The 24,387-nt window shown below is 70.2% G+C and carries 20 protein-coding genes; 3 read left to right on the top strand and 17 right to left on the bottom strand.

The genetic code is table 11. The features are described 5' to 3' along the window. The first annotated feature begins 30 nt into the window (after positions 1–30). Positions 31–2,853 carry an AfsR/SARP family transcriptional regulator gene (locus LDL49_RS09425; RefSeq protein WP_225290556.1) on the top strand — a complete coding sequence of 941 codons (2,823 nt, stop codon included), beginning with the start codon at positions 31–33 and terminating at the stop codon, positions 2,851–2,853. Positions 2,854–2,888: 35 nt separating this feature from the next. Further along, positions 2,889–4,409 (top strand): MFS transporter, encoded by a 1,521-nt coding sequence (locus LDL49_RS09420; protein ID WP_225290555.1) that lies wholly within the window; start codon positions 2,889–2,891, stop codon positions 4,407–4,409. A 3-nt stretch (positions 4,410–4,412) separates the two neighbouring features. Here the strand turns inward: LDL49_RS09420 and LDL49_RS09415 are convergent, their stop codons facing one another. From LDL49_RS09415 to LDL49_RS09385, 7 genes are read right to left on the bottom strand one after another with little or no spacing between them, the layout of a single operon-like run. Beyond that, positions 4,413–5,285 (bottom strand): alpha/beta hydrolase, encoded by an 873-nt coding sequence (locus LDL49_RS09415; protein ID WP_225290554.1) that lies wholly within the window; start codon positions 5,283–5,285, stop codon positions 4,413–4,415. Between the two features lie 37 nt (positions 5,286–5,322). Next, positions 5,323–6,717 carry an NAD(P)/FAD-dependent oxidoreductase gene (locus LDL49_RS09410; protein WP_225290553.1) on the bottom strand — a complete coding sequence of 465 codons (1,395 nt, stop codon included), beginning with the start codon at positions 6,715–6,717 and terminating at the stop codon, positions 5,323–5,325. A 35-nt stretch (positions 6,718–6,752) separates the two neighbouring features. Next, the gene (locus LDL49_RS09405) at positions 6,753–7,538 is read right to left on the bottom strand and encodes an ABC transporter permease (RefSeq protein ID WP_225290552.1); all 786 of its coding nucleotides are present in this window, start codon (positions 7,536–7,538) and stop codon (positions 6,753–6,755) included. Further along, a complete protein-coding gene (locus LDL49_RS09400) occupies positions 7,535–8,386 on the bottom strand; it encodes an ABC transporter permease (protein ID WP_225290551.1) in 852 nt (283 codons plus the stop codon). Before LDL49_RS09400 ends, LDL49_RS09405 begins: the two co-directional genes overlap by 4 nt. A 3-nt stretch (positions 8,387–8,389) precedes the next feature. Next, positions 8,390–9,583, bottom strand: coding sequence for an ABC transporter substrate-binding protein (locus LDL49_RS09395; protein WP_225290550.1), 1,194 nt, complete (start codon positions 9,581–9,583; stop codon positions 8,390–8,392). A 39-nt stretch (positions 9,584–9,622) separates the two neighbouring features. Continuing rightward, positions 9,623–10,690 carry an ABC transporter ATP-binding protein gene (locus tag LDL49_RS09390; protein WP_225290549.1) on the bottom strand — a complete coding sequence of 356 codons (1,068 nt, stop codon included), beginning with the start codon at positions 10,688–10,690 and terminating at the stop codon, positions 9,623–9,625. Between the two features lie 15 nt (positions 10,691–10,705). Then, complete coding sequence (locus LDL49_RS09385) at positions 10,706–12,139, bottom strand: gamma-aminobutyraldehyde dehydrogenase (RefSeq protein ID WP_225290548.1); 1,434 nt, start codon at positions 12,137–12,139, stop codon at positions 10,706–10,708. Between the two features lie 265 nt (positions 12,140–12,404). On the opposite strand from LDL49_RS09385, the gene LDL49_RS09380 reads away from it, so the two are divergent. Next, the gene (locus LDL49_RS09380) at positions 12,405–12,899 is read left to right on the top strand and encodes an Lrp/AsnC family transcriptional regulator (protein ID WP_225290547.1); all 495 of its coding nucleotides are present in this window, start codon (positions 12,405–12,407) and stop codon (positions 12,897–12,899) included. Positions 12,900–12,954: 55 nt separating this feature from the next. On the opposite strand, the gene LDL49_RS09375 is transcribed toward LDL49_RS09380, so the two are convergent. Genes LDL49_RS09375 through LDL49_RS09330 form a run of 10 tightly spaced genes read right to left on the bottom strand, consistent with a single transcriptional unit; the run spans position 12,955 to position 24,164 of the window. Continuing rightward, positions 12,955–13,179, bottom strand: coding sequence for a hypothetical protein (locus tag LDL49_RS09375; protein WP_225290546.1), 225 nt, complete (start codon positions 13,177–13,179; stop codon positions 12,955–12,957). Continuing rightward, on the bottom strand, positions 13,172–14,020 hold the full coding sequence (locus tag LDL49_RS09370) for a hypothetical protein (RefSeq protein WP_225290545.1): 849 nt from the start codon (positions 14,018–14,020) through the stop codon (positions 13,172–13,174). Before LDL49_RS09370 ends, LDL49_RS09375 begins: the two co-directional genes overlap by 8 nt. Before the next feature lie 37 nt (positions 14,021–14,057). Then, entirely contained in the window at positions 14,058–16,796 is a 2,739-nt protein-coding gene (locus LDL49_RS58270; protein ID WP_225290544.1) for a glycoside hydrolase family 38 N-terminal domain-containing protein, read from the bottom strand. Continuing rightward, entirely contained in the window at positions 16,793–17,884 is a 1,092-nt protein-coding gene (locus tag LDL49_RS09360; RefSeq protein WP_225290543.1) for a Gfo/Idh/MocA family protein, read from the bottom strand. The genes LDL49_RS58270 and LDL49_RS09360 overlap by 4 nt, the downstream gene beginning before the upstream one ends. A gap of 34 nt (positions 17,885–17,918) precedes the next feature. Further along, entirely contained in the window at positions 17,919–18,812 is an 894-nt protein-coding gene (locus LDL49_RS09355; protein WP_225290542.1) for a TIM barrel protein, read from the bottom strand. Next, the gene (locus tag LDL49_RS09350) at positions 18,803–19,987 is read right to left on the bottom strand and encodes a CehA/McbA family metallohydrolase (protein WP_225290541.1); all 1,185 of its coding nucleotides are present in this window, start codon (positions 19,985–19,987) and stop codon (positions 18,803–18,805) included. Before LDL49_RS09350 ends, LDL49_RS09355 begins: the two co-directional genes overlap by 10 nt. Next, positions 19,984–21,054 (bottom strand): ABC transporter ATP-binding protein, encoded by a 1,071-nt coding sequence (locus LDL49_RS09345; protein WP_225290540.1) that lies wholly within the window; start codon positions 21,052–21,054, stop codon positions 19,984–19,986. The genes LDL49_RS09350 and LDL49_RS09345 overlap by 4 nt, the downstream gene beginning before the upstream one ends. After that, entirely contained in the window at positions 21,054–21,872 is an 819-nt protein-coding gene (locus LDL49_RS09340) for a carbohydrate ABC transporter permease (RefSeq protein ID WP_225290539.1), read from the bottom strand. The genes LDL49_RS09345 and LDL49_RS09340 overlap by 1 nt, the downstream gene beginning before the upstream one ends. Next, positions 21,869–22,795, bottom strand: a complete 927-nt coding sequence (locus tag LDL49_RS09335; protein WP_225290538.1) for a carbohydrate ABC transporter permease — start codon at positions 22,793–22,795, stop codon at positions 21,869–21,871. Before LDL49_RS09335 ends, LDL49_RS09340 begins: the two co-directional genes overlap by 4 nt. Continuing rightward, on the bottom strand, positions 22,770–24,164 hold the full coding sequence (locus tag LDL49_RS09330) for an extracellular solute-binding protein (protein WP_225290537.1): 1,395 nt from the start codon (positions 24,162–24,164) through the stop codon (positions 22,770–22,772). Before LDL49_RS09330 ends, LDL49_RS09335 begins: the two co-directional genes overlap by 26 nt. Between the last annotated feature and the right edge of the window lie 223 nt (positions 24,165–24,387).

The raw sequence follows: 24,387 nt of genomic DNA, 5'->3' as shown, positions 1-24,387 counted from the left end.
CGGTCTTCGCGGGGCCGCGATAATCGAGGCATGCGCTTCGAAATCCTCGGCCCGGCACGGGCGCTGGGCGAGGACGGCGAGCCGGTCGCGCTCGGCGGCCCCCGGTTGCGGGGGCTGCTCACGCTGCTGGCGCTCGACGCGGGCCGGGTCGTCGGCGCCGAGCGGCTGGCCGCCGCCCTCTACGGCCCGCAGCCGCCCGAGGGCGTGGCCAACGCGCTGCAGGCGCAGGTGTCGAGGCTGCGCCGGGCGCTGGGCAGGGATCGGGTGGAGTTCCATCCGGCGGGCTACCGGCTGGCGGCCGACCCGCAGGACGTCGACGCGCACCGGTTCGAGCGGCTGGCCGGCGACGGCAGGCGGGCTCTCGGTGCCGGCGACCCACGCCGCGCGGCGTCGCTGCTGCGCGAGGCGCTGGCGCTGTGGCGGGGCGCGCCGCCGCTCTCCGACGCCCCGCACGCGGAGGCGGCCGCCGCCGGGCTGGAGGAGCTGCGCCTGGTCGCCGTCGAGGACCGCGTCCAGGCCGACCTGGAGCTGGGCGCCCACCGCGAGCTGGTCGCCGAGCTGCGGCGGCTGACGGCCGCCCACCCGCTGCGCGAACGGCTGCGGGCCCAGCTCATGCGGGCCCTGTACGGCAGCGGCAGGCAGGCCGAGGCGTTGACCGTCTACGCCGACGCCCGGCGGCTCCTCGACGAGGAGCTGGGCGTCGAGCCAGGAGCCGAACTGGCCGCGGCGCACCTGGCCGTGCTCAGGGCCGACCCGTCGCTGGCGGCCACAGTGTCGACCACCGCGGCGGCCGTGACCAGGCAGGGCCTGCGCGCCCAGCTCACCAGCTTCGTCGGCAGGGCCGAGGAGCTCCGCCAGGTGGGCGCCCAGCTGGCGGCGGCCAGGCTCGTCACGCTCATCGGACCCGGCGGGGCGGGCAAGACCCGGCTCGCGATGGAGGCCGCCGAGCGGGTCACCGGTGACGTGTGCGTCGTGCAGCTCGCGCCCGTCACCGACCCCGCCGACGTGCCGAAGGCGGTGCTGGCGGCGCTCGACATCCGCGACACCCGGCTGTCCGGCCACGACCGGCCCGCCGTCGATCCGATGGCCCGCCTGCTCGCCGCGCTCGCCGACCGCGGGCTGCTGCTGGTGCTCGACAACTGCGAGCATCTCGTCGCGGCCGCGGCCGAGCTGGCCGACGTGCTGCTCGCCTCCTGCCCGGCGCTGCGGGTGCTGGCGACCAGCCGCGAGGCCCTGGGCATCACCGGCGAGTCCCTGCTGCCCGTGGCGCCGCTGCGGCTGCCGCCGCCCGACGCCGCGAACCCCCTCGACTACCCCGCCGTCCGGCTGTTCGCCGACCGGGCGGCCGCGGTCCGGCAGCCGGTCGACGAGACGAACCTGGCTCAGGTGGCCGGCATCTGCCGGGCGCTCGACGGGCTGCCGCTCGCGATCGAGCTGGCGGCCGCGCGGCTGCGCACGATGTCGGTCGGCGACGTGGCGGCGCGGCTCGACGACCGGTTCCGATTGCTGGCCCGCGGCAGCCGTACGGCCCTGCCCAGGCACCAGACGCTCCGCGCGGTCGTGGCGTGGAGCTGGGACCTGCTCGACGAGCGGGAGCAGCGGATGGCCAGGCGGCTGACGGTGTTCGTGGGCGGCGCCACGCCCGAGTCGGCGGAGCGGGTGTGCGGGCTGCCGGAGGAGGTGCTGTTCTCGCTGGCGGAGAAGTCACTGGTCGAGGCCGTGGACGGCCGCTACTGGATGATGGAGACGATCCAGGCGTTCTGCGCCGAGAAGCTCGCGGAGTCGGGCGAGACCGAGGCGGTGCGCGAGGCGCACGCCGGCTGCTACCTGGCGCTGGCCGTCGAGGCGGACGGCCACATGCGCAAGGCCGAGCAGCTGGAATGGCTGGCGCGCCTCGACGAGGAGAGCGACAACCTGGCCGCCGCCGTACGCTGGTCGGCCGAGACCGGCCGGGAGGCGCTGGGCCTGCGGATCCTCGCCTACTCCGCCTACTACTGGTGGACGCGCGGCCACCGGGGCACCAGCGCGAGCCTGGCCGACGGGCTGATCGCCGATATGGGCAGCACCCCGCCCGAGGGCCTCGAAGAGGAGTACGCCATGTGCGTGCTGGTCGCGGCATGGGGCAGGCAGCCGGGTGACGAGCTGCGTGCCCGGCTGGACAAGCTCCGCCGCCTGATGCCGGTCGCCTACCTGCCGACGCGGCTGGAGTCCCTGACGATGATGCTGCCGATGTTCACCGGCCCGCCCGACGACTACGAGGGCGTCCAGAAGCTGGTGGCCCACTATTCCGGCAGCCTGTCGCCCTGGTCGCGGGCCTTGATGCACTGCGGCTTCGCGTTCATGCTGCAGATCATCGGCCGTGGTGACGAGGCCAGGGCCGAGTTCGAGCGGGCGCTGACCGCGTTCCGGGCCCTCGGCGAGCGCTGGGGCGCCACGCTGGCGCTCAGCGGGCTCAGCGAGCTGGCCTATGAGCAGGGTGACTACGCGGCCTCTCGCGACCTGGCCGACCAGGGCCTGCGGACATCCAGGGAGCTCGGCGCGAAGGCGGACATGGCCGAGTGCCTGTGCCTGCGCGGGGACTCCGTGGCCCGGCTGGGCGACCTCGACGGGGCGCGGGGCGACTATCTGCGGGCCGCCGAGATGGCCCGGCGGATCGGCTCGGGTGACACGATGGCCAGGGCGCACGTGGGGCTGGGCGAGCTGGCGATGCTCCGCGGCGACCGCGACGATGCCCGCGCGCTCATGGAGCAGGCCCTGGCCGAGTGCCCTGGCGACTGGTACAGCGCGGGAGAGGTCCGCGCCCGCATCCAGACCGGGCTGACCGAGCTCACGGAGATCGTCAGCGAGCGGTAGGCGATCGGTCAGCGCCTCCGCTCATGGTGGTCCGCATGCGCACCATCAACGGCAAATGGGCCTGTCTGGCCGTCGCTTGCCTGGCCAGCCTCCTCCTCTCGCTCGACATGACGGTCCTGCACCTGGCCCTGCCCAGATTGGTCGGCGACCTCGGCGCGAACGCCACGCAGCTCCTGTGGATCGGCGACATCTACGGCTTCGCGCTCGCGGGCCTGCTCATCACCATGGGCAACCTCGGCGACCGCATCGGCCGCAAGCGCCTGCTGCTCATCGGCGCCGCCGCGTTCGGGGCGGCCTCGGCGGTGACGGCCTACGCCCCCAATCCGGAGCTGCTCATCGCGGCCAGGGCGCTGCTCGGCGTGGCCGGGGCGACGATCATGCCGTCGACGCTGTCGATCATCCGCAACGTCTTCACCGAACCCCGGGAGCGGACCGCCGCCGTCGGCCTCTGGAGCGGGATGAGCGCCGCCGGGTTCGCCGTGGGCCCGGTCATCGGCGGGCTGCTGCTCGACCACTTCTGGTGGGGCTCGGTCTTCCTGATCAACGTGCCGATCATGGCGCTGGTGCTGGCCGGCGGCGTTCTCGTCCTGCCGGAGTCACGCAACCCCGACGCCGGCCGGGTCGACCTGCCGAGCGTGGCGCTCTCCTTCGCCGGCATCGTGACGGCCATCTACGCGATCAAGGAGGCCGCCCACCAGGGGTTCGGGCACGTCGCCGTGCCCGTGGCGGCCGTGCTGGGCGTGACGTGCCTGGGGCTGTTCGGGTGGCGGCAGACCAGGCTGGCGGAGCCGCTGATCGATGTGCGGCTGTTCAGGAACCGGGCCTTCAGCGCGTCGATCGGCACCAACCTGCTGGCGATCTTCACGATGACCGCCATGTCGCTGATGTCCGCCTGGTACTTCCAGCTCGTGCTCGGCTGGACGCCGCTGCAGGCCGGGCTGGCGAGCCTGCCGGGCGGGCTCAGCGGCGCGATCAGCGGCATGCTGGCGGGCCGGGCCATCGGACTCCTGGGCAGGAACGGCGTCGTGGCACTCGGCCTGGCGCTGGCCTCGGGGGCGTTCCTCTGCTACAGCACGTTCGGGCTCGACACGAGCCTGCTCGCCATACTCGCTCCGCAGTTCCTCAGCGGGATCGGGATCGGCTTCGCTTTCACCGTCAACCACGACAACGTGCTGGCCACCGCGCCCAAGGAGCGGGCCGGGGCGGCGGCCGCGGTGTCGGAGACGGCGTTCGAGCTGGGCGGGGCGCTGGGCATCGCCATCCTGGGCACCCTGCTGAACAGCGCCTACAGCACCGGCCTGCGCCTGCCCGCCGGAGTGCCGGACGAGGCCGCCAGGGAGTCGATCGCGGGCGCGCTGCACACGGCCGAGACGCTGCCCGCGGCGCAGGCCGGGCAGCTCATCGAGGCGGCCCGGGTCGCCTACGTCGAGGCCGTCCAGGTCACGGCGCTGTCCACCGCGGCGATGCTGGCCGTGGTGGCGGTGCTCGCGCTGGTGGGGCTGCGCGGCGTGCCCAAGGTCATTCCCGAGACCGTGTCCCCGACGGTCAGAGTCTGACGTTCACAAGTGCTCACGCAGGAAGTCCGCTGTTGCGTCGACCGCCTGCGTGACGTACGGCTCCTGGTCATAGAGGTCGATGTGCTGCTTGGCGTCGACCCAGACCAGCTTCTTGGGCTGGTCGAGCCGCCGGAACGCCTCCTCCGCGCCCTCCGGCGAGCAGAACCGGTCCACCACGCCGTGCACGATCAGCGCCGGTTTCGGCGACAGGAAGTCGGCGCCCATCACGTTGTCCATGGTGATCAGCTCGCGCACACTGGCCCGGGTGACCTCGTTCACCCAGGTCGCCGACGCGGCACGCGCGCCACCGTAGTAGGCGTACGGCTCGTCGCCGGGCATGGCCGCCTCGCCCTCCTGCGCGACGGCGGGCAGGTATTCCACCGGCCCGCCGAGGTCCTGACGCTCCAGCACCTCGGTGAAGGAGGCCAGGGCCGCCTGGTAGTCCATGCCGGACCGCATCGCGTAGGGGTTGTTGTACGCCCCCGCGATCCCGGCGAAGACCTTCACCCGGGGATCGAAGGCGGCGAACCGCAGCGCGTATCCCCCGCCCAGGCAGATGCCGACCGCGCCGATCCGCGCCGCGTCCACCTCGGGTCTCGACCGCAGCAGCGACACCGCGGCCCGCAGGTCGCCCAGCTTGCCCTGCGGGTCCTCGTGACGGCGCGGCTCGCCGCCGGACTCGCCCCAGTTGCGGTGGTCGAAGGCCAGTGTCACGTAGCCCCGCGCGGTCAGCCGCTCCGCGTAGAGCCCGGTGACCTGGTCACGTACTCCGGTGAACGGCCCGGTGAACACCAGACCGGGCCACGGGCCCTCTCCTTCGGGCACCCGCAGGTCCCCGGCCAGCACGATCCCGTCAGCGGTGAACTCAACCCTCATATGTCGATGATCCCGTCTTAGACGCGTTATGAACGGGTTATGAGTCGAAGCCGAGGCCCATCCGGTCGAGGGCGCGCAGCCAGAGGTTGCGCCGGCCCTCGTGCTGGTCGGCCTGGGCGATCGACCACCGGGTGAACTGGATCACCCCGGACCGCACCGGCTCCGGCGGGAACGGGATCGGCTTCTCGCGTACCATCCGCAGGTCGGTCCGCTCGGTGCGCTCGCCCGAGAGCAGGTCGAGCATGACGTTGGCGCCGAAGCGGGTGGCACCGACGCCCATGCCGGTGTAGCCGACGGCGTAGGCCAGCCGGCCGGCGTGCGCCTGGCCGTAGAAGGCGCTGAAGCGGCTGCAGGTGTCGATCACGCCGCCCCAGCGGTGCGTGAAGCGCACGTCGGCGAGCTGCGGGAACGTGGTGGCGAAGTGCCCGGCCAGTTTCACGAACGTCTCGTCGCGCTGGTCGTACTCCGGCTTGACCAGGCCGCCGTTGTAGTAGACGGCGTCGTAGCCGCCCCACAGGACGCGGTTGTCGTCGGTCAGCCGGTAGTAGTGGAACTGGTTGGCCCCGTCGCCGACGCCCTGCCGGTTGCGCCAGCCCACCTCGGCGAGCTGCGCCTCGGTCAGCGGCTCGGTCATGAGCGCGTAGTCGTACACCGGCACCACGAAGTGCTTGAGCCGCCGCAGCAGCGGCGGGAACACGCCGGTGCCGAGCGCGACGCGGCGGCCGGTGGCGACGCCGTGCGGGGTGCGCAGGCTGATCGTGACGCCGTCGTCGACCAGCGAGCGGACCGGGCTGCGCTCATAGACCCGGACGCCGAGCGACACGCAGACCTCGCGCAGCCCCCAGGCCAGCCGGGCGGGGTCGAGCATGGCGCAACCGCTGCGGTCCCAGACCCCGCCCAGGTAGGTGGGCGAGTTCACCTCGGCCCGCACCTGGTCCTGGTCGAGTGCCACGTAGTCGAGGCCGAGCTCGGAGACGAGATCGAGGTGCTCGCCGAGCGCGTCGAGCTGCCATGGCTCGGTGGCGACGTTCAGCTCGCCGGTGCGCTCGAAGGAGCAGTCGATGCCGTAGCGCTCCAGCGTCCGCTCGATCTCGTCGAGGTTGGCCACGCCGAGGCGTTCGAGCCGGTCGATCTCGTCGGGCCAGCGTTCGAGGCCGTTGGGCAGGCCGTGGGTGAGGGTCGCCATGCAGAAGCCGCCGTTGCGGCCGGAGGCCGCCCAGCCGATCCTGCGGCCTTCGAGCAGGACGACGTCCTGGTCAGGGTCGCGTTCCTTGGCCAGCAGGGCGGTCCACAGCCCGGTGAAGCCGCCGCCGACCACGACGAGGTCGGCGCTGGTGTCTCCGAAGAGCCGCGGTCGCGGCTCCGGTCTGGCCGGATTGTCCAGCCAGTACGGCTTGCGCTCCGCGTCAGCAAGCGCCTTCAGCGGATCCACACATTCCACTTCCCCACAGTGTCAGTCAGGAACTTTCAGGCACGACGACGAGCCGTGACCGAGGTGGCGATGGCGATCAGTACCCCGATGCCGAAGATCAGCGTACCCATGACGTTGACCTGCGGTGGGATGCCGGTCTTGACGGACCCGACGATCCACAGCGGGAAGGTCACGGTGGAGCCGTTCACGAAGCTGGTCACCACGTAGTCGTCGATCGACAGCGCGAACGACAGCATCGCCCCCGCCAGCACGCCCGGCAGGATCGACGGCAGCGTCACCTGCCGGAAGGTCCCCCAGCTGGTCGCCCCGAGATCCTTGGCCGCCTCCTCCAGCGCCGGATCCAGCACGATCACCCTGGCCCGTACGGTGACGACGACGAACGACAGCGAGAACAGCACGTGCGAGACGATGATCGTGTTCGCGTCGCGCGGCACGTTGCCCGAGACGAACAGCGACAGCAGCGACGCCCCCATGACCAGCTCGGGCGTCGAGATCGCGGCGAACACCAGGAAGTTGGTCACCCCCTGGCCCCGGAAGCGGTAGCGGCCGATGGCCAGTCCCAGCATGGTGCCGATCACGACCGTGATGAGCGTGCTGACCAGGGCGATCACCAGCGAGTTGCGCAGCGCGACGGTCAGGTCGGAGATGTCGAAGAGCTGGCCGTACCACTTGAGGGTGAAGCCCTGCCAGGTGGTGTTCGACTTGCTCTTCTTGTCGTTGAACCCGAACAGGATCATCACCGCGATCGGCGACGACAGCCAGACGATGATCAGCCAGGTGTAGACGTGCAGCAGCCGGTCCCCGAGCCCGCGGCCCCTCATCGCGCCGCCGCCTCTAGGACGTTCTCGGTGCCGAGCGCCTTGGCGTAGATGAAGATGCCCACGAGCAGCACCGCCATCAGCGTGAACGACAGTGCCGAGGCCGTCGGGTAGTCGAGGTTCGTCAGATACTGGGTCTGGATGATGTTGCCGATCATCGTGTTGGACGTGCCGCCGAGGATCTGCGCGTTGACCGGGTCCGCCGTGGCGGGCACGAACGTCATCAGCACCCCGGCGAACACCCCCGGCAGCGACAGCGGCAGCACCACCCGGCGGAAGGCCGCCGTGCGCGAGGCGTACAGGTCGTAGGCCGCCTCGATGACCCGCGGATCGACCCGCTCCAGCGCCACGTAGATCGGCAGGATCATGAACGGCAGGAAGTTGTAGGTCAACCCGCCCACCACCGCGAACGTCGTGGCCAGCACGTGGAAGCCGGCGGGCAGCACGCCCCAGCTCTTCAGCGGGCCGAACAGGACGCCGTCGTCGGCCAGCAGGAAGCCCCACGAGATCGTCCGCAGCACGAACGAGACGAAGAACGGCAGCAGGAGAAGGAACAGGTACATCGACTTGCGCGCGCCGCCCTTGAAGGCGATCCAGTACGCCACGGGATAGCCGATGACCAGCATCGCCCCCGTGGCGAGCCCCCCGTACAGCAGGGAGCGCAGGAGTTGCGGGCTGTAGCGGCCGAGCGCGTCGGTGTAGTTGGAGAAGCTGAACGTCATGGCGAAGCCGTCGATCGCGTTGCCCGTCTGCAACGACACCGACGCCATGGCGGCCATCGGCACGACCAGGAAGATCCCCAGCCACATCCAGCTCGGCAGCGCCAGCAGGTAGGGGGTAAGCCGCCTCATCGGCTACGCCTGCGTGATCGACTGGAAGATCGGGTTGAACACCTGCTCCTGCTTGGTGTTCAGCTTGGTGTAGGTGCGCAGCTTGGCGTAGTCGGCCTCCGAGGGGAACATCAGCGGGCTGTCGACCATGTCCTCCAGCGACTTCTTCGCCTCGCCCGTCGCCTTGGCGGCGTTCTCGCGCAGCAGATCCTGTACGGCCGGCACCGGCGTGACGTACTGGATGAACTCATCCAGCTCGGCGGCGACGGCCGGCTGGTAGAGGTAGTCCATGAGCATGAGCGCGTCGAGCGGGTTGGCGGCGTTCTTGGGGATGAGCATGTTGTCGGTCCAGATCGTGCCGCCCTCCTCGGGCACGACGAACTTGACCGGCTCACCGGCGAGCTGCCGCTGGAAGACGTCGCCCGACCAGGCCATGCTGATCCAGACGTCGCCCTTGGACACGGCATCGATATAGCTCTGGTCGTAATATTTCCGGACAATTCCGGCATCGCGTTGGGCCTTGAGCTTCGCCCCGGCCTTCTGCCAGTCGGCCTCGGTCGACTTCTCCGGGTCCAGGCCCAGGGCGAACATGCCGAAGTTGGCGATCTCCTGCGCGTCGCTCATCATGCCGACCCGGCCCTTGTACTTCGGGTCGAACAGCGCCTCGATGCTCTTGGGCTCGTCCTTGACGTACTTGGTGTTGTAGGCGATCCCCGTCACGCCCGAGGTGTACGGCATCGTGTAGACGTTGCCGGGGTCGTAGGCGCGGTCCTTGTACTTGTCGCCGACGTTGGCCAGGAAGTTCGGCATCTGCGAGTGGTCGAGCGCCGTGACGTAGCCCAGGTCGATCATGTGCTGGAGCTGGACGCCGTTGGTCATCACGACGATGTCGAAGCCGAGCGACTGGCCCGCCCTGAGCACGGGGTCGGCCTTGCCGAAGAACTCGGCGTTCTCCTGGATGACCTCCTTGTACTCGTAGGAGATGCCGGTGGCCTGCTGGAACTTCTTCAGCGGCGCCTGGTTCTCGGGCATGTACTCAGGCCAGTTGGCGAAGACCACCCGGCCGTGCTTGGTCTGCTTGGCCCAGAACTCCTTGACGGCGTCGGCCTTGGGCGGCGCCGCCTTCTTGCCCTGCACGCCGCAGGCGGCCAGGGCGAGCCCGGCGGCGGACAGACCGGCGATCCTGAAGGCGTCTCGACGGGTACGGGCCTGGGTCATGCCCCTCAGGAGGGCTGGGTTGATCGAGGGGTCCATGAATCAACTTCCGATCGCATAAGAGTGCTGCGCCCTCCATGACAGCCAGACGGAATCGCCCCGTTCCGCGGTGGTCGTCGAGTCGAGCGCGTTCTGCTGGAACACCGTGATCTCGGCCCCGTCGGCGAGGCTCACGGCGTAGCTGTTGTAGGTCCCCAGATAGACCACCTCGGCCACGGTGCCGGGCACGGCGCTGACGTCGCCGTCGGGCTGCTCCGTCGAGATGGTGATCTTCTCCGGCCGGACGGTCACGGTGACCTGGCCGTTCTGCTCGGGCACCAGCACCCGGCCGCCGCCGACGGTCAGCACTCCGCCGGCCGCCGTGCCCGCCAGCAGGTTGGAGGTGCCGATGAATCCGGCCACGAACGCCGTCGCGGGCCGCTCGTAGATCTCGCGCGGTCCGGCCAGCTGCTCGACCAGGCCGTCGTTCATGACCGCGATCCGGTCGCTCATGGTGAGCGCCTCGCCCTGGTCGTGCGTCACGTACACGAACGTGATGCCGACCTCGCGCTGGATGCGCTTGAGCTCGATCTGCATGGCCTGGCGGAGTTTGAGGTCGAGCGCGCCGAGTGGCTCGTCGAGCAGGAGCGCCCGCGGCTTGTTGACCAGGGCGCGGGCCAGCGCCACCCGCTGCTGCTGGCCGCCGGACATCTCGCGCGGCCGGCGCTTCTCCCGGCCGGTGAGATCGACGATCTCCAGGATCTCGCCGACGCGCTGCCTGATCTCCTGCTGGGGGACCTTGCGCTGCTTGAGCCCGAACGCCACGTTGTCCCACACGCTCATGTGCGGGAACAGTGCGTAGGACTGGAAAACCATGTTCACGTCACGCTTGTTCGGCGGGACATCCGTCACGTCCTTGCCGTGCAGCCTGACCACACCCCGCGAGGGGTCCTCGAACCCGGCGACCATCCGCATGGTCGTGGTCTTGCCGCACCCGGACGGGCCGAGGAGCGAGAAGAACTCCCCCTCGGCGATGCCCAGCGTTATGCCTTTCACGGCCTGGACAACCTCGCCGTGCGAGAGGTACTCCTTGACGACGTCATCCAGTTCGATCGCGTTCAACTCGGCCATGTCCCGGCACAGTCCTTAGTCGCCGATGTAGTGCATGACATGCTTGACCCGGGTGTAGTCATGCAGACCGAACACTGAAAGATCCTTGCCGTACCCCGAGTGCTTGAAGCCGCCGTGCGGCATCTCCGACACGAACGGGATGTGCGTGTTCACCCAGACCACGCCGAAGTCGAGCCTGTTGGACATGCGCATGGCGCGGCCGTGGTCGGAGGTCCAGACGGAGCCGCTCAGGCCGTACCTGACGTCGTTGGCCTTGGCCAGCGCGTCGGCCTCGTCGGAGAACGTCTGGACGGTGATGACCGGGCCGAACACCTCGTTCTGCACCATCTCGTCGTCCTGCTTGAGCCCGTCGACGATCGTGGGGGCGAAGAAGTAGCCCTTCTCGCCGACCCGGTGGCCGCCGGTGAGCACCTTGGCGTGCGCCGGGACGCGCTCGATGAAGCCCTGCACCCTGGCCAGCTGGTTCTCGTTGTTGAGGGGGCCGTACAGCGCCTCGTCGTTGGCCAGGTCACCGGTCACGGTGCCGGCGGCGGCCTCGGTGAGCGCGGCGACGAACTCGTCGTGCACGCTCTCGTGGACCAGCACGCGGCAGGCGGCCGTACAGTCCTGGCCCGCGTTGTACAGGCCCGCGGTGGCGATGTCGCCGGCGGCCTTGCGCAGGTCCTTGACGTCCTCGAAGACCACGACGGGCGCCTTGCCGCCGAGCTCCAGGTGCACCCGCTTGAGGTCGTCGGCGGCGGTCTTGGCCACCGACATGCCGGCGCCGACGGAGCCGGTGATGGCGACCATGGCCGCGGTCGGATGGCCCACGACGAGCGCGCCGGTCTCCCGGTCGCCCGTCACCACGTTGAAGACCCCGGCGGGCAGTACCTCACCGAGGATCTCGGCCAGCTTGAGCGTGGAGGCCGGAGTGGTGTCGGAGGGCTTGAGCACGATCGTGTTGCCGGCGGCCAGCGCCGGGGCGATCTTCCAGACCGCCATCATCATCGGGTAGTTCCACGGCGTGACCTGCCCGATCACACCGATCGGCTCGTGCCTGATGACGCTGGTGTGCTCGGCGAGGAACTCGCCCGAGGTGGGGCCCTCCAGCGTACGGGCCGCGCCGGCGAAGAAGCGGAAGTGGTCGGAGGCGACCGGGGTCTCGTCCTCGGCCATGCGGGCCCGCGGCTTGCCGGTGTTCAGGCACTCCGCCTCGTTGATCTCGTCGGCGCGGGCATCGATGGCGTCGGCGACCTTGAGCAGCAGGTTGGCCCGCTCACCCGGGGTGGTCCGGCCCCATGACTCGAACGCGGCAGCCGCGGCGGCGTAGGCGATGTCGACGTCCTCACTGCCCGAGATCGGGGCCTGAAGGTAGGCCTCGCCCGTGCAGGGGTCGATGACATCGGAGAATCGGCCGCTCTTGGCGTCCACGTACTCACCGTTGATGAAGTTCTGCAGACGGGTGGTCATGCGCTCTCCTTCGTCGGTCGCCTGACCAAGGTGCTGTGTCTATGGATGACCTCGACAAGCTCGGTCATATGACCTCCTGGTGAGGTGGCTGAGATGCGGAGACTCTTACAGAGCACACGCCTCACGACAAGGGATTTCGTGGCGAATATACCAAATTGCTACGAATTCGCTTGACAGAGCGATCAGAACTGACACCATGTCGCACCAGGACGGCAACACCGCGGGAATGCCCCCGCAACGCCGGACCGCTAGGAGGATCCTCGCAATGTCCACGCCGCCCCGCGTACGACGCAACAGTGACGCGCCCTCTGGGCCGTTCGTGCTCGACGATCTCTCCAAGCAGATCATCGAACAGCTGCAGAGCGACGGGCGCATGCCGTACGCGGCGATCGGCAAGGCCGTGGGCCTGTCGGAGGCGGCGGTCCGGCAGCGGGTGCAGCGGCTGCAGGAGGCCGGGGTGATGCAGATCGTCGCGGTGACGGACCCCCTGACGCTCGGCTTCCCGCGCCAGGCGATGATCGGGGTCAACTGCGAGGGCGACCTGGAGTCGGTCGCGGACGAACTGGCGGCCATCGACGAGATCGACTACGTCGTGCTGACGGCCGGGTCCTTCGACGTGATCGTCGAGGTGGTGTGCGAGGGCGACGGGCACCTGCTGGAGATCCTCAGCAAGATCCGGGCCATCCCGGCGGTGAGGGCCACCGAGTCGTTCGTGTATCTGAAGCTGCGCAAGCAGACTTACTCGTGGGGGACGCGCTGAGCTGACGCGAGGCGGGGTTCTGTGGGCCCGCCTCGGTCAATGGTTCACGTTCAGGTCAGGCGAAGAGTTCCTCCGCCGAGTCGACCGAGATCGCACGAATCAGCCACACCTTGAGAAGCTCCACGTCACAACAGTTCTCGATGCGCTCACGGTCGGTGCCGGACAGCACGATTCCCCGGGAAGCGAGCACCCTGACCACCGCGTTGGCCACTCCCTCGGCGCGCCCCTTGGCGATCAAACTCTGGGCGTAGGCCCCCTGGTAGAGATGGGTCTCAGGCAAAAACTTCCTCCGCTGTGGAGACCTGAGCCGCCCGCCTCATCCACAGCTCGAGGCGTGCCATGTCACCACAGGTCGTGATGCGCTCACGGTCGCTGTCGGACAGCGCTATCCCTCGCGCCTCGAGGAAAATGAGCAGCGACTTGACCTCACCCTTGGCGAGCAGACTCTGTGCGTACTCTCCCTGGTAGCGGTAAGTCTCTGTGGCCATGAGTCGCTCCATTTCCTTCTGCGCGTTGCCGGTCAGCGCCACGGTGACATATTCAGCGTAGCGTCGGGCCACGTCCGGATCGAGGCTGTTCAAAGCCTCCGTCAGGGTGGCGAGGATGGTTTCTATCTCCGGATGCTTGCTCTGCGTGATCGCCGAGATGGCCGCCAGGCCGATGTTGCCGACGGCTTCGGCCACATCGGTGATGACGGGAGTGTTGTCGGGCCCGATCACCAACGGGGTGAGGGTCAGGCCCGGATGGCCGGTTTCGATGGGAAGCGACGCCCACTCGGCGGTCCTTCGCTTGGGGCAGATGACGACCAGGCAGACGGGACACTTGTCGCGGGCGCGGAGGTTGGCGATGTAGGCGAGCCAGGACAAGCGCTTCGTCTCGTCCTGCTCCAGTTGGACCTCGGCGATGACGCCCAGCCTGGCTTCCTTGGGGTCATCGCCGTACAGCAGTGCCGCGTCCGCCCGGTAGACGGCCGGTACGCATTCCGACAAGTCGCAGGACACCTGGGTGCCCTTTGACTTGTCGGGTATCGGGAGGGCGAACAGCTCGCGCAGCATCCGCGCCGTAAGTTCGGGGTCGAGAGTAGTGATCCCGACCAGCCCCTCGTGCAATGGGGTGATCATGGCTGAGGTATTACTCTACGTAGTTATGGAAATACTCTCAGTTTCCAAGTTGGACGGTGGCGATCTCCCAGGGGCGCAGAGGCAGGTGGATCGTGCCGGAGGAGACAGGGATCGGGTCGCCTGGGCGGCCGCGGAGGTCGGCGTGGCGGGCCTGAGTGAAGGTGCCGGAGATGATCGCGCTCGTGGGGGTCTCCGAGTACGCCACGACGCGGAGTTCGTGTCGGCCGTCGCGGACCCTGAGCGAGGTCATGACCACGCCGTCGCCCGTCACCGACAGGCCGGAAGCCACCGGAGGCAGGGCGAGTGACGGGTCGCCGGTGCCGGGCACCGCGAGGAGGTCGTGCCGGAACGTCTCGGCCGCCGGCGGGACCGCCGCCCACGACCCGCCGTACGGCATGAGCGCGAGGCTGACCGAGCGCAGGCCGCGTGACTGGGCGGCCGGGGTCGGCAGCTGGGGACCGGCGGGCTCGGGGCGCATGGCGTGCAGGTTGCGGGAGAGGTAGCCGACCGAGCGCAGCAGGGTGAGGGCCAGCTCCGCGCCGTCGTCCACCAACTCGTACTCGGTGACGTGCTCCAGCAGCGCCGCGACACCACCGGCGGCCACCCACCCGGAGGCCGGGAACGTGGGCAGCGGCTCCTCACCACAGCCGCCCTCCGCGGACAGGCCGCGGGTGACGACCGCGAACTGGCCCTCCGCGTGCGAGGCCGCCGCCCGTACAGGTAGCGGGACGTGCAGCCGTACCCGGTGGTCGGAGCATCGGTTGTCGAACGAGACGTGCAGCCTGACGTACGGCTCGCCGGCCCGGAGTTCGACCCGCGTGTCGACGACGATCTCCTCGGTCGCCTCGGTCCTGGCGGCGGCCGGGATCTCCGGGGTGCCCTCGATGCCCTGGCCGGCGGCGGGCCAGCGGTAGGTGCGGCGGACGTCGAAGGCGGCCACCAGCGGACCCGAGCAGACCGGCGTCAGCTCGACCGACACCGGGTCCGACACGATCCGGTCCTCGGCCGGGGGCGCGTAGTTGTAGGTGTCGCCCACGTCGCCGCCGTCGACGATGCGGCCGGCGCCCGTGAGAGTGGTCCCGTCGGCGCCGGTCAGCGCCAGCGTCCCGTCCGCCACCACCTCGACGCGCAGCAGCCCGTTGTCGAGCGCCCGCTCCTCGGCCCGCACCCCGGCGACCGGCGCGCCCATCGCGGCGGAGGCACCGGACGCCGAACGACGCTCACCACCGGACTCCGCCGGGCCGGTGTCGCGCAAGGTGTCGGCAGACGCCGGTCGGATGCTGGTGTGTCCCAGGGGTGGGGTCTCGACGAGGGCGGCGACGGTACGGCGGGCCTCGGCGACGATGCGTACCCGGGTCACCCCGTCCAGCGCCCCGCGCAGCTGCGCCACGTTGAAGGCCGTCGCCGACTCCCGCGCCACCGTGAACGTCAGCATGCCGCCGTCCACCGACCAGCCGGTGATGTGCTGGCCGTACAGCTCCGTGCCGTGGATGAACGTCAGCGCCGTGGCCGGGTCCATCTCGGCGTCCAGCAGCAGCGTGGGCGCGTACTCCAAGGTCTGCGCGGGCACCCGCGCGCCGGCCGGGTCCACCAGGGGATCCCGGCCCGCCACGTCCACCAGCACGACGCCGCGCCGCGTGGCGGGCGTCGGGTTGACGACGAGCACCCCGTCCGACGGGACGGCGGCCGACAGCCGGGCGGTCACCATGTCGCGTACGGCCTGCCCGAGCTGCTCGGCCTCGGCGATGCGCGCGGCGACCTGCTGGGCCGTGTCGTCGACGCCGCAGCCGGTCACCGAGTCGTGCCCGCTGGCGTCCACCAGCCGCCACCACGCCATGTCGAGGAAGCGGCCGGGCCAGTCGCCGCCCCAGAGGGTGGCCAGCGGCTCGGCGTAGCGCTCGACCATCCGCTCGGCCCGGCCCATGGCCTGCTTGACGTGGGCGCGTACGGAGATGACGCCGGGCAGGATGTTCGCGCGGGCGTGGGAGCGCAGCTCGCCGGAGACCCGGGGCAGCCCCTCCACCTCACCCGAATAAGCGCCGATATATCCGGACAAGGTGTCCATGCGGGCGCCGATGTCCGCCACCATGCCGGGCAACCCGCGCACGGGAGCCGAATGGTCGGTCCCGTACATCGCCAGCAAAGCCCCCTCGGGCCCGTGCCACCCCCGCATCCGCTCGGTGAACTCGGCGGCCCGCTCCGGCAGGTGCGCCGGATCCTCGAAGAGGTGCGCCCCGTTGCCGTAGCCGCCGGCCGGAAGGTACTGGGTCCGCAGCGCCGTGCCGTCGGGCGCGACCCAGGCGAAGGCGTCGGTCACCACGGACGACGGCACACCCCGATAGACGCAGGCGTGCAGCAGCCCGGCCCGCCGCAGAATCTGCGGCATCTGCGCTGTGTGCCCGAACATGTCGGGCAGGTACCCCACCGGCATGGCCCCGCCGAGCTTGTCGGCCCGGTTCATGCCGAGTTCGAGGTTGCGCACGATGTTCTCGCCCGAGCACAGGAACTCGTCGAGCAGGATCTGCCACGGCCCGACCGCCAGCCGCCCGGACTCGACCAGCGCGGCGATGCGGTCGCGGTTCTCCGGCCGGACCTCCAGGTAGTCGTCGACGCAGGCCAACTGCCCGTCGAGGGTGAAGTGGTAGTCGGGCTCGCGCTCCATCGTGTCGAGCACCTCGTCGAGCAGCGCCACCAGCCGCAGCCGGAAGCGCTGGAAGGGCTCGTACCACTCCCTGTCCCAGTGCGTGTGCGGGACGACGACGATTTCGGCGGTCACGCGGCTTCCCCTCCGATGGGCAGGTCATGCTGTACGGCGTAGCGCGCGGCGATGCTCTGGGCCGTGACGATGTCGGCCAGCCCGCCGGCCGCGGCGGTGAGCGGCGGTTCGTCCTCGGTGACGTAGGCGTGGAAGGCGGCCAGCTGCACCTCGAACGCCTCGGTCACGTCACGCCACTCGGTCCGGCTCTCGCCGCCCGAGCCGTCACCCGAGACCACGGTCAGCGTCGTGGGCGCGTTCATCAGGTAGGGAGAGGGGAAGACCAGCTCCAGGGAGCCCCTGTCGTGGTGGATGACCACGGTCTCCCGGTAGGCGGGGTAGTCCGCCAGATAGTGCCACCGGATCGAGAACCGCCCGGCGACGGGCAGCGTCCCGGAGATCTCGACGGATCCGGGCCCCGGCCCCCACGTCTCAACAGCCGAAATATCGGCGGGCGACCCGCTAAATCGTCTCAAGAGCGACAAGTCGTGGCAGATCGAGCCGAGGGCCACCCCGTAGAGGGCCCGTACCGAGTCGGGAGCCGACTCCCCCAGCGCCCGGGAGACCAGCGCGTGCTCCGCCGCGCGCAGCGAGTCCAGCAGCGCGGGGTCGACGTCGCGGGCCGGTGTCAGGCTGGCGAAGGCCAGCTGCGACTCGGCGCTCGGGTGCAGCACGGTCACCTCGACCGACCGGATCGCGGCCGGGCCGCCCAGCTCGGCCAGCAACTCCTCGGCCCGGCGCACGGCCGGGTCGTACTGCTTCATGTAGCCGACCATCAGCCGCCCCTCGGGCAGCGCCTCGACCTCGGCCCTGGTCAGCGCGAGCGGCTTCTCGCAGAGCACGGCGTAGCCCGCGGCCAGCGCCCGGCGTACCGGCTCGCCGTGGGAGCCGGAGGCGAGGATGAGCACGGCGTCGAACCCGCCCTCGGCCAGCATGCTCTCCACGGCCGTGAAGCGCCCCGGCGCGCCCAGCCGGTCGCCGACGACGTCGGCGAGGGCCCGCGACAGGTCACAGACGGCGGTCACCTCGAACAGGTCGCGGCGCCTCGACAGCAGTGGCACGTACACCGCCTGCGTGACGGCGCCGCACCCGACAAGCGCGATCTTCACAACCCGATCCTCCAGCGTGGGGTCAGCTTGGGGGTCACAGTCCCAGCTCTCTCAGCTTCTCGCGGTTGGCGGCTTGATCGGCGATGTTCCGCTCAACCGACCGGCGGCCCGGCAGGGTGTCCTGCTCGATGATGATCCAGCCCTGGTAGCCGATCTCGTCGAGCGCGCGGACGACGCCCGGCAGGTCCAGCTCGCCTTCGCCCAGGGGCGCGAAGCCGCCCCGGCCCATGAGCTCGCGCAGGTCCACGCCGTCGGCGAGGGCCTGGCCGAGTATCGCGGTGTCGCCGTCCTTGACGTGCACGTGGCCGACCCGGTCCGACCAGTCGCGCAGGGCGGTCACCGGGTCGCCGCCGGCCAGCAGCAGGTGGCCGGTGTCCAGGCAGAGCTGTACGTCGGTCAGCTCCAGCAGCCGCTCGACGTCCTCGGGCGTCTCGACGTAGGTGCCGAGGTGGTGGTGGAAGGCGGGCTCGAAGCCGCGTTCGCGGCAGCGGTCGGCCGCGATCTGGACGCGGGAGGCGTAGCCGGGCCAGTCGGCGGCGTCCAGCCCTGGAGCGTTCCCGCCCGGCCTGGCGAACCGCGCCGGAGAGCCCGAGCAGCCGAGCGTGGGCCGGGGCGCCAGGTGCTCGGGAGCGGCCGGCGCGGCGGCGAACACGTCGAGCGTCGCGTCCAGCGCGGCCAGCCCCTTCTCGAACTCCACGGGGTCGCTGTAGCGCAGGTCGGCCCAGCCGCCGGCCAGCAGCAACCCGTCGAGCCGCTCCACCAGGTCGGCGCCGGTGCCGAGATAGCCGATGGGCCCCAGGTCGATGCCCGCGTAGCCGGCGTCGGCGAGCGCGTGGACCATCTGGTCGGCGGTCAGCGGCGGCGGCGCGTCGGCCAGCTCGAACACGCCGAAGCTCACGGGGGCGTTGGCGACTCGTGTCACGCGCATATGGCGATCACCTCGTTCTCGTACGTTTCCAGGCGGTGCCGTCCCTCTCTCCCGGGGACAAGTACCCGCTCACCGCGGATGACCTGGCGATCGCCGCCGGGGCGCACCAGGACGAGGCCGTCGGCGTCGAGCGCGAGCAGCTCGTCACCCAGCCTGAGCAGCAGCGGCTCACCGGGGCCCGCGGAGATCGCGGTACGGCCCGCGGCGACGGCATCGAAGATCGTGCTGGTGTCCTCGGCCAGGACCCAGGTGGTCGGCGCGCCCGGCAGGCCGTCGTCGCCGGGGCGGTGGAAGTCGCTGGCGCCGATCGCGACCAGGTCGGGTGCCCAGGCGTCGGCCCAGGCCAGGGGCGCGCCCCAGCGGCGGTCCCACCAGCCGGAGTGCCAGACCTCGGCGATCCGCGGTCGCTCGGTCAGCGGCTGGAGCCAGGCGCAGTCGCCGCCGAGCGGGTGGTTGATCGAGATCAGCCCGCCCTCGCGCGCGGCGTGCCGGACCCAGGAGTCGGCGGGCTGCCGGAAGTCCACCCAGCCGACGTCGCCGAACACGTTGGCGTGGCCCCGATCCGTGGTCACCTCCTGGCCGGGCAGCAGGGCGATGCCTCGGTCGTCGCCGAGCCAGGGGTGGTGGCTGATGGTGTTGTGGTCGGTGACGACCAGGAAGTCCAGGCCGCGGCCCTTGGCCAGCTCGGCCAGCTCGGGGATGGTCAGCACGCCGTCGCTGTGGACGGTGTGGGAGTGGAAGTCGCCCGCGAACCAGCGCAGGCCGTCGACGCCCGGCAGGTCGCGGCGCGGCGGCCGGTCCCCGTGCGGCGGCTCCTCGGTCACCGGCCGTGGGGGCGCGGCGGCCTCGGTGTGGATCTCCAGCGTGTAGTCGAGTCCTTGCGGCGGCACCCGGTGCAGCCGCAGCCACACCTGCCACGTCCCCGGCTCCAGCTCACCGGGCAGGTAGCCGGGGGTCGCCCAGTCAGTGGTGATCGTGTACTCGTCGCGCGCGCCGCCCGACCAGCCGCGGAACCCGTCCGGCGCGCCGCAGCCGAGGTCCAGCACGCCCTGTGACCGGTCGAAGCCCAGCCGTACGGTCAGCGCGCCGGTGCCGGCCGGCACCTCGAAGGGCACCTCGCGCAGGATCCGCTCCAGCCGGTCGTCCAGGCTCCAGTGGCCGCGGATCACGGTCATGCCGACACCAGCTCGCCGTCCCGGTAGACCAGGGCCCGGTCGCGGCGCGGCGTGGCGAAGCCGTCGGCCCCGATCGACGGCTCGCCGCCCTCGGGCACGACCGCCTGCACCAGCACGTCGCCGACCTCCAGCGTCACCAGGTGGGACGCCCCCAGGTTCTCCACGATGACCACCTTTCCACCCAGCGAGCCGTCGGCGGGCTCGGCCGAGTAGGTGTTGTACTCGGGCCGCACGCCGTACACGATCCGCTCGCCGTCGGTCAGCAGGCCCTCGGCCGAGGCGGGGACCGGCACCTTGCACCCCGCCACCTCCAGCGTGTCACCGCCGACGGTCCCCTCGAGCAGGTTCATCGGCGTCGAGCCGATGAACCCGGCGACGAAGGTGTTGGCGGGCCGCTGGAACACCTCGGCCGGCGTGCCGATCTGGCGGATGTGCCCGGCCTCCATGACGGCCATCCGGTCGGCCATGGCCAGGGCCTCGGCCTGGTCGTGGGTGACGAAGACGGTGGTGACGCCGAGCTCGCGCTGCAGCTTCTTCAGGAACGTACGGGCCTCCAGGCGGAGCCGGGCGTCGAGGTTCGACAGCGGCTCGTCGAACAGGAACGCCTGCGCCTGCGTCGCCATGACGCGGGCCAGCGCGACCCGCTGCTGCTGGCCGCCGGACAGCTGGCCGGGGCGCCGGTCCATGAGCTGGTCCAGGCCCAGCCTGGCGCCGACCTCCTCGGCCTTGCGCTGCCGGGCGGCCTTGCCGACCTTCTTGATGCGCAGCGGGTAGGCGATGTTGTCGGTGACGTCCATGTGCGGGAACAGCGCGTAGTCCTGGAAGACCATCGCGATGTCCCGGCCGCCAGGCTGGACGCCGGTGACGTCGCGGTCGCCGATGACGACGGCGCCGCCCGTTGCGGTCTCCAGCCCGGCGATCGTGCGCAGCAGCGTGGTCTTGCCGCAGCCGGACGGGCCGAGCAGGGCGAAGAACTCGCCGTCGGGGATGGCCAGGTCGAGCGAGTCGAGCGCTTTGACTCCCCCGGGGTAGACCTTGGTCAGGGCTCGCAGTTCGATGGCGGCCATCAGCGCTTGATCCCTCCGTGGAAGCGGAAGCCATACTTCTTGCTGACGAACAGGTACATGAGCACCACGGGGACCGAATAGAGCAGGCCGAACGTGGACAGCAGGGTGAGGTTGGCCTGGCCGCCCTCGGTGTAGAGCGTGTACATGATGACCGCCGCGGGCTGCTTCTCGACATCGCTGAGCAGCAGGTACGGCATCAGGAAGTTGCCCCACACGTTGGCCACGGCCCACACCGCGATCGTCGCCAGCCCCGGCCGTACCAGGGGGACGACCACGTGCCGGACGATCTGCAGCGGCGAGGCCCCGAAGACGCGCGCCGACTCCTCGTAGGACTTCGGCGTGGAGTCCATGAAGTCCTTGAGCATGAAGATCGCCGCGGGCAGCAGGCCGCCGGTCAGGATGAGGATCACCCCGAACTGCGAGTCGATCAGGTTCAGCTCGACGGCCAGCTGGAACAGCGGCACCATCGCGGCCGTGCCGGTGATGATCGAGGACAGCAGCAGCAGCGCGTAGAGCAGCGCGTCGCGGCCGGGCAACCGCACCCGGCTCAGCGCGTACGCGGCCAGCGCCGCGAAGACCACCACGAGCAGGGCCGTGCCGACCGCCAGCATCAGCGAGTTCAGCAGCGACGGCAGCGCGTACGGATGCTCCAGGATCGCCCGGAAGTTGTCCAGCGTGAAGTCGGGCACCCGGACCTCGTAGGTGGGGTCCGAGGTGAACGGCGCGGCGGCCAGCCACAGCAAGGGAATGGTGAAGAAGGCCAGCAGCACCGCGATCAGCGTGTAGAAGCCGATCCGGCCCAGCACGAACCGCGTCATTTCTTACTCCTGAGCAGGCGCAGGTAGAACACCGCCACGACCAGGTTGATCAGCAGGATGACCGTGGAGACGGCCGCGCCGTAGCCCAGCTCGCTGCCCTGCAGCGCGACCTTGTAGACGTGGACCGCCAGCACCTCGGTCTGACCGTCGGGCCCGCCCGCGGTGAGCATGAACGGGGTGAAGTCGTTGAACGTCCACAGGCTGATCAGCAGGAGGTTCGTCAGGATGTGTCCCCTGATGTGGGGGAATACCACGTCGCGTAACTGCTGCCAGCCGGAGGCCCCGGCCAGGCGGGCGCTCTCCAGGTGCGAGGGCGGCACGTTCCCGAGCGCGGCGCCGTACAACATCATCGAGAAGGCGGCGCCGCGCCAGGTGTTGAAGATGACGATCGACAGCATCGGGTGGTCGAGCAGCGGCGCCAGCCCCGGGACGTGCAGCAGCGCTTGGAGCGTGCCGCCGTCGCGGTCGAGCAGCGCCACCCACAGGAACGACACCACGGCGCTGGGCAGGATCCAGGCCAGGATGACCAGGCCCTCGACGGTCCGTTTGAGCGGTCCGGTGCGATCGCGCATCAGCCAGGCGATCGTGAACCCGAGCACGACCTGGCCGATGACGGCCGAGCCGAGCACGAACTGGACGGTCAGCCAGGTCGAGTTCCAGAAGGCGGGGTCGGAGACCGCCTTGACGAAGTTGTCCAGGCCGACGAGCTGCGGCTCGGCGGCGGCGACGCCGGTGAGGCGGTAGTTGGTGAGGCCGAGGTAGAGGACCCAGAGCGCGGGGAAGACCAGGAACACCGCGATCAGCGCCAGCGCGGGCGCCACGAACGCGCCCGCTCTCAGCCTGCCCAGGCCCGCCGCGTCCGAGCTGTAGCGACGGGCCGGTGCGTCTTCGAGAGCTTCAGGAGGCGATATTGCCTGCGCCACCGACGATTCCTTCGAGCTTCTTCTGGTAGTCCGCGGCGGCCTGGTCGGGTGCCGTGCCCCCGACGACGGCGGCCGTGGCCTCCTGGAGTGCGGCCGACACCTGCGGATAGACGGCGACCGGCGGCCGGTAGGCCGTCAGCGGCAGCACCTTCTCCGAGATGAACGTCAGCAGCGGCTCCCCGGCGAGGATCTCCTTGTTGACGTCGGTGCGCGGGGTGATGCGCACGTTGCCGTCCTTGGTCTCCTCCTTCAGGGCATCCGGCGAGAGCGTGAAGGCCAGCAGGTCGAAGGCCTCCTTCGGATGCTTGCTGTTGGGGTTGACGGTCCGCAGCGCGCCGCCCGACATGCTGACGAAGTCCTGGCCGCGCAGGCCCTTGCCGGGCTCCATGGCGGGGATCAGGGCGTAGCCGACGGTCTGGTCGCGGTCGGCCATCTTGGCCACGCCGTCCTTGGGGTTGACCACGCCGCGCCAGAAGTAGTCGCCCTCCATCAGGATGCCGATCTTGCCGCCGGCGAACTGCTGGAAGGACTTGTCGCGGCCCTTGGCCTCCTGCTGGAGCTTGGGGTCACCGAGGCCGCTGCCGCCGTAGATCTTCTGGTAGAGGCCGAGCGCGTCCTTGAGCGGCTGCGACGCGCCGGTCCACTTGCCGTCCTTCTGCACCTCGCCGCCCGCGCCCGCCAGCAGCGGGAGCACGCCCTGCATCGAGGTGGCCTCGCCCATCGCGGTGCCGGCGTTGATCTGGATCGGCACCGGTACGCCCGCCGACTTCAGCTTGGCGCCCGCGTCGAGGATCTCCTGCCAGCTCTTCGGCTGCCAGTCGGCAGGCAGACCCGCCTTCTGGAAGAGCGTCTTGTTGAAGTAGAGCACCCGGCCGTCCGTGCCGACGGGCAGGGCGTACTTCTTGCCGTTGAAGGTGGCCAGTCCCTGGACCGACTCGGGGATCTGCTGCCAGCCGTCCCAGCTTTCGGCGCCCGCCCCCACCACGTCGGACAGCGGCTTGATGTAGCCCGCCTCGGCGAACTCGCCGGCCCAGATGCCGTCGAGGTCGATCACGTCCGCGCCCTTGCCTGACTTCAGGTCGAGGGAGAGCTTGGTCTTGTACTGCTCGTCGTCGACACCGCTGGGGACGAACTTGACCTTGACCTCCTTGCCCTTCGCCTTCTCGGCCGCCTCGAACTTGGGGACGACCCAGTTGGCGAGGAAGTCGGCCGCCGCCGCGTTCTTGCCGCCCGCGATGGCGTTCTGGGCGATCGTTAACTCGATCGTGCCTCCGGAGTCGCCGCCGGACGACTGGCCGCACGCGGCGAGCCCCAGCGCGGACACGGCGAGGACCGCGACCGCACCTACCGACCTATTCCGCAATCCCATGCAAACCCTCCGACATGTCCTTAAAGCCAGGAACCCGGCCAATATGTCATGACATCCAGATGACGTAAAGGGCCGCCGATATTTCGGGAGTGTGTCCGCATGCTGCATCTTTGTCACGAGGAGGTCTCGGCGACGCTCCCACCCTGGACGATCCACCTATAGGGGGTTTCGGTCGGGGAAGAATGACCGGCATAGCGGACATCCGAATGTCATGACAATATGC

This window comes from Nonomuraea aurantiaca (genome assembly GCF_020215705.1).
GTDB classification, from domain to species: domain Bacteria; phylum Actinomycetota; class Actinomycetes; order Streptosporangiales; family Streptosporangiaceae; genus Nonomuraea; species Nonomuraea aurantiaca.
The sequence above is the reverse complement of the archived record's forward strand: the minus strand, read 5'-3'. Positions and strand labels throughout refer to the sequence as shown.

Excerpts from the sequence above, each read along its gene's own strand:
- LDL49_RS09425 (WP_225290556.1), top strand. The coding sequence starts at position 31 with ATGCGCTTCGAAATCCTCGGCCCGGCACGGGCGCTGGGCGAGGACGGC.
- LDL49_RS09420 (WP_225290555.1), top strand. The coding sequence starts at position 2,889 with ATGCGCACCATCAACGGCAAATGGGCCTGTCTGGCCGTCGCTTGCCTG.
- LDL49_RS09415 (WP_225290554.1), bottom strand. The coding sequence starts at position 5,285 with ATGAGGGTTGAGTTCACCGCTGACGGGATCGTGCTGGCCGGGGACCTG.
- LDL49_RS09405 (WP_225290552.1), bottom strand. The coding sequence starts at position 7,538 with ATGAGGGGCCGCGGGCTCGGGGACCGGCTGCTGCACGTCTACACCTGG.
- LDL49_RS09400 (WP_225290551.1), bottom strand. The coding sequence starts at position 8,386 with ATGAGGCGGCTTACCCCCTACCTGCTGGCGCTGCCGAGCTGGATGTGG.
- LDL49_RS09395 (WP_225290550.1), bottom strand. The coding sequence starts at position 9,583 with ATGACCCAGGCCCGTACCCGTCGAGACGCCTTCAGGATCGCCGGTCTG.
- LDL49_RS09390 (WP_225290549.1), bottom strand. The coding sequence starts at position 10,690 with ATGGCCGAGTTGAACGCGATCGAACTGGATGACGTCGTCAAGGAGTAC.
- LDL49_RS09385 (WP_225290548.1), bottom strand. The coding sequence starts at position 12,139 with ATGACCACCCGTCTGCAGAACTTCATCAACGGTGAGTACGTGGACGCC.
- LDL49_RS09380 (WP_225290547.1), top strand. The coding sequence starts at position 12,405 with ATGTCCACGCCGCCCCGCGTACGACGCAACAGTGACGCGCCCTCTGGG.
- LDL49_RS09370 (WP_225290545.1), bottom strand. The coding sequence starts at position 14,020 with ATGATCACCCCATTGCACGAGGGGCTGGTCGGGATCACTACTCTCGAC.
- LDL49_RS09355 (WP_225290542.1), bottom strand. The coding sequence starts at position 18,812 with ATGCGCGTGACACGAGTCGCCAACGCCCCCGTGAGCTTCGGCGTGTTC.
- LDL49_RS09350 (WP_225290541.1), bottom strand. The coding sequence starts at position 19,987 with ATGACCGTGATCCGCGGCCACTGGAGCCTGGACGACCGGCTGGAGCGG.
- LDL49_RS09345 (WP_225290540.1), bottom strand. The coding sequence starts at position 21,054 with ATGGCCGCCATCGAACTGCGAGCCCTGACCAAGGTCTACCCCGGGGGA.
- LDL49_RS09340 (WP_225290539.1), bottom strand. The coding sequence starts at position 21,872 with ATGACGCGGTTCGTGCTGGGCCGGATCGGCTTCTACACGCTGATCGCG.
- LDL49_RS09330 (WP_225290537.1), bottom strand. The coding sequence starts at position 24,164 with ATGGGATTGCGGAATAGGTCGGTAGGTGCGGTCGCGGTCCTCGCCGTG.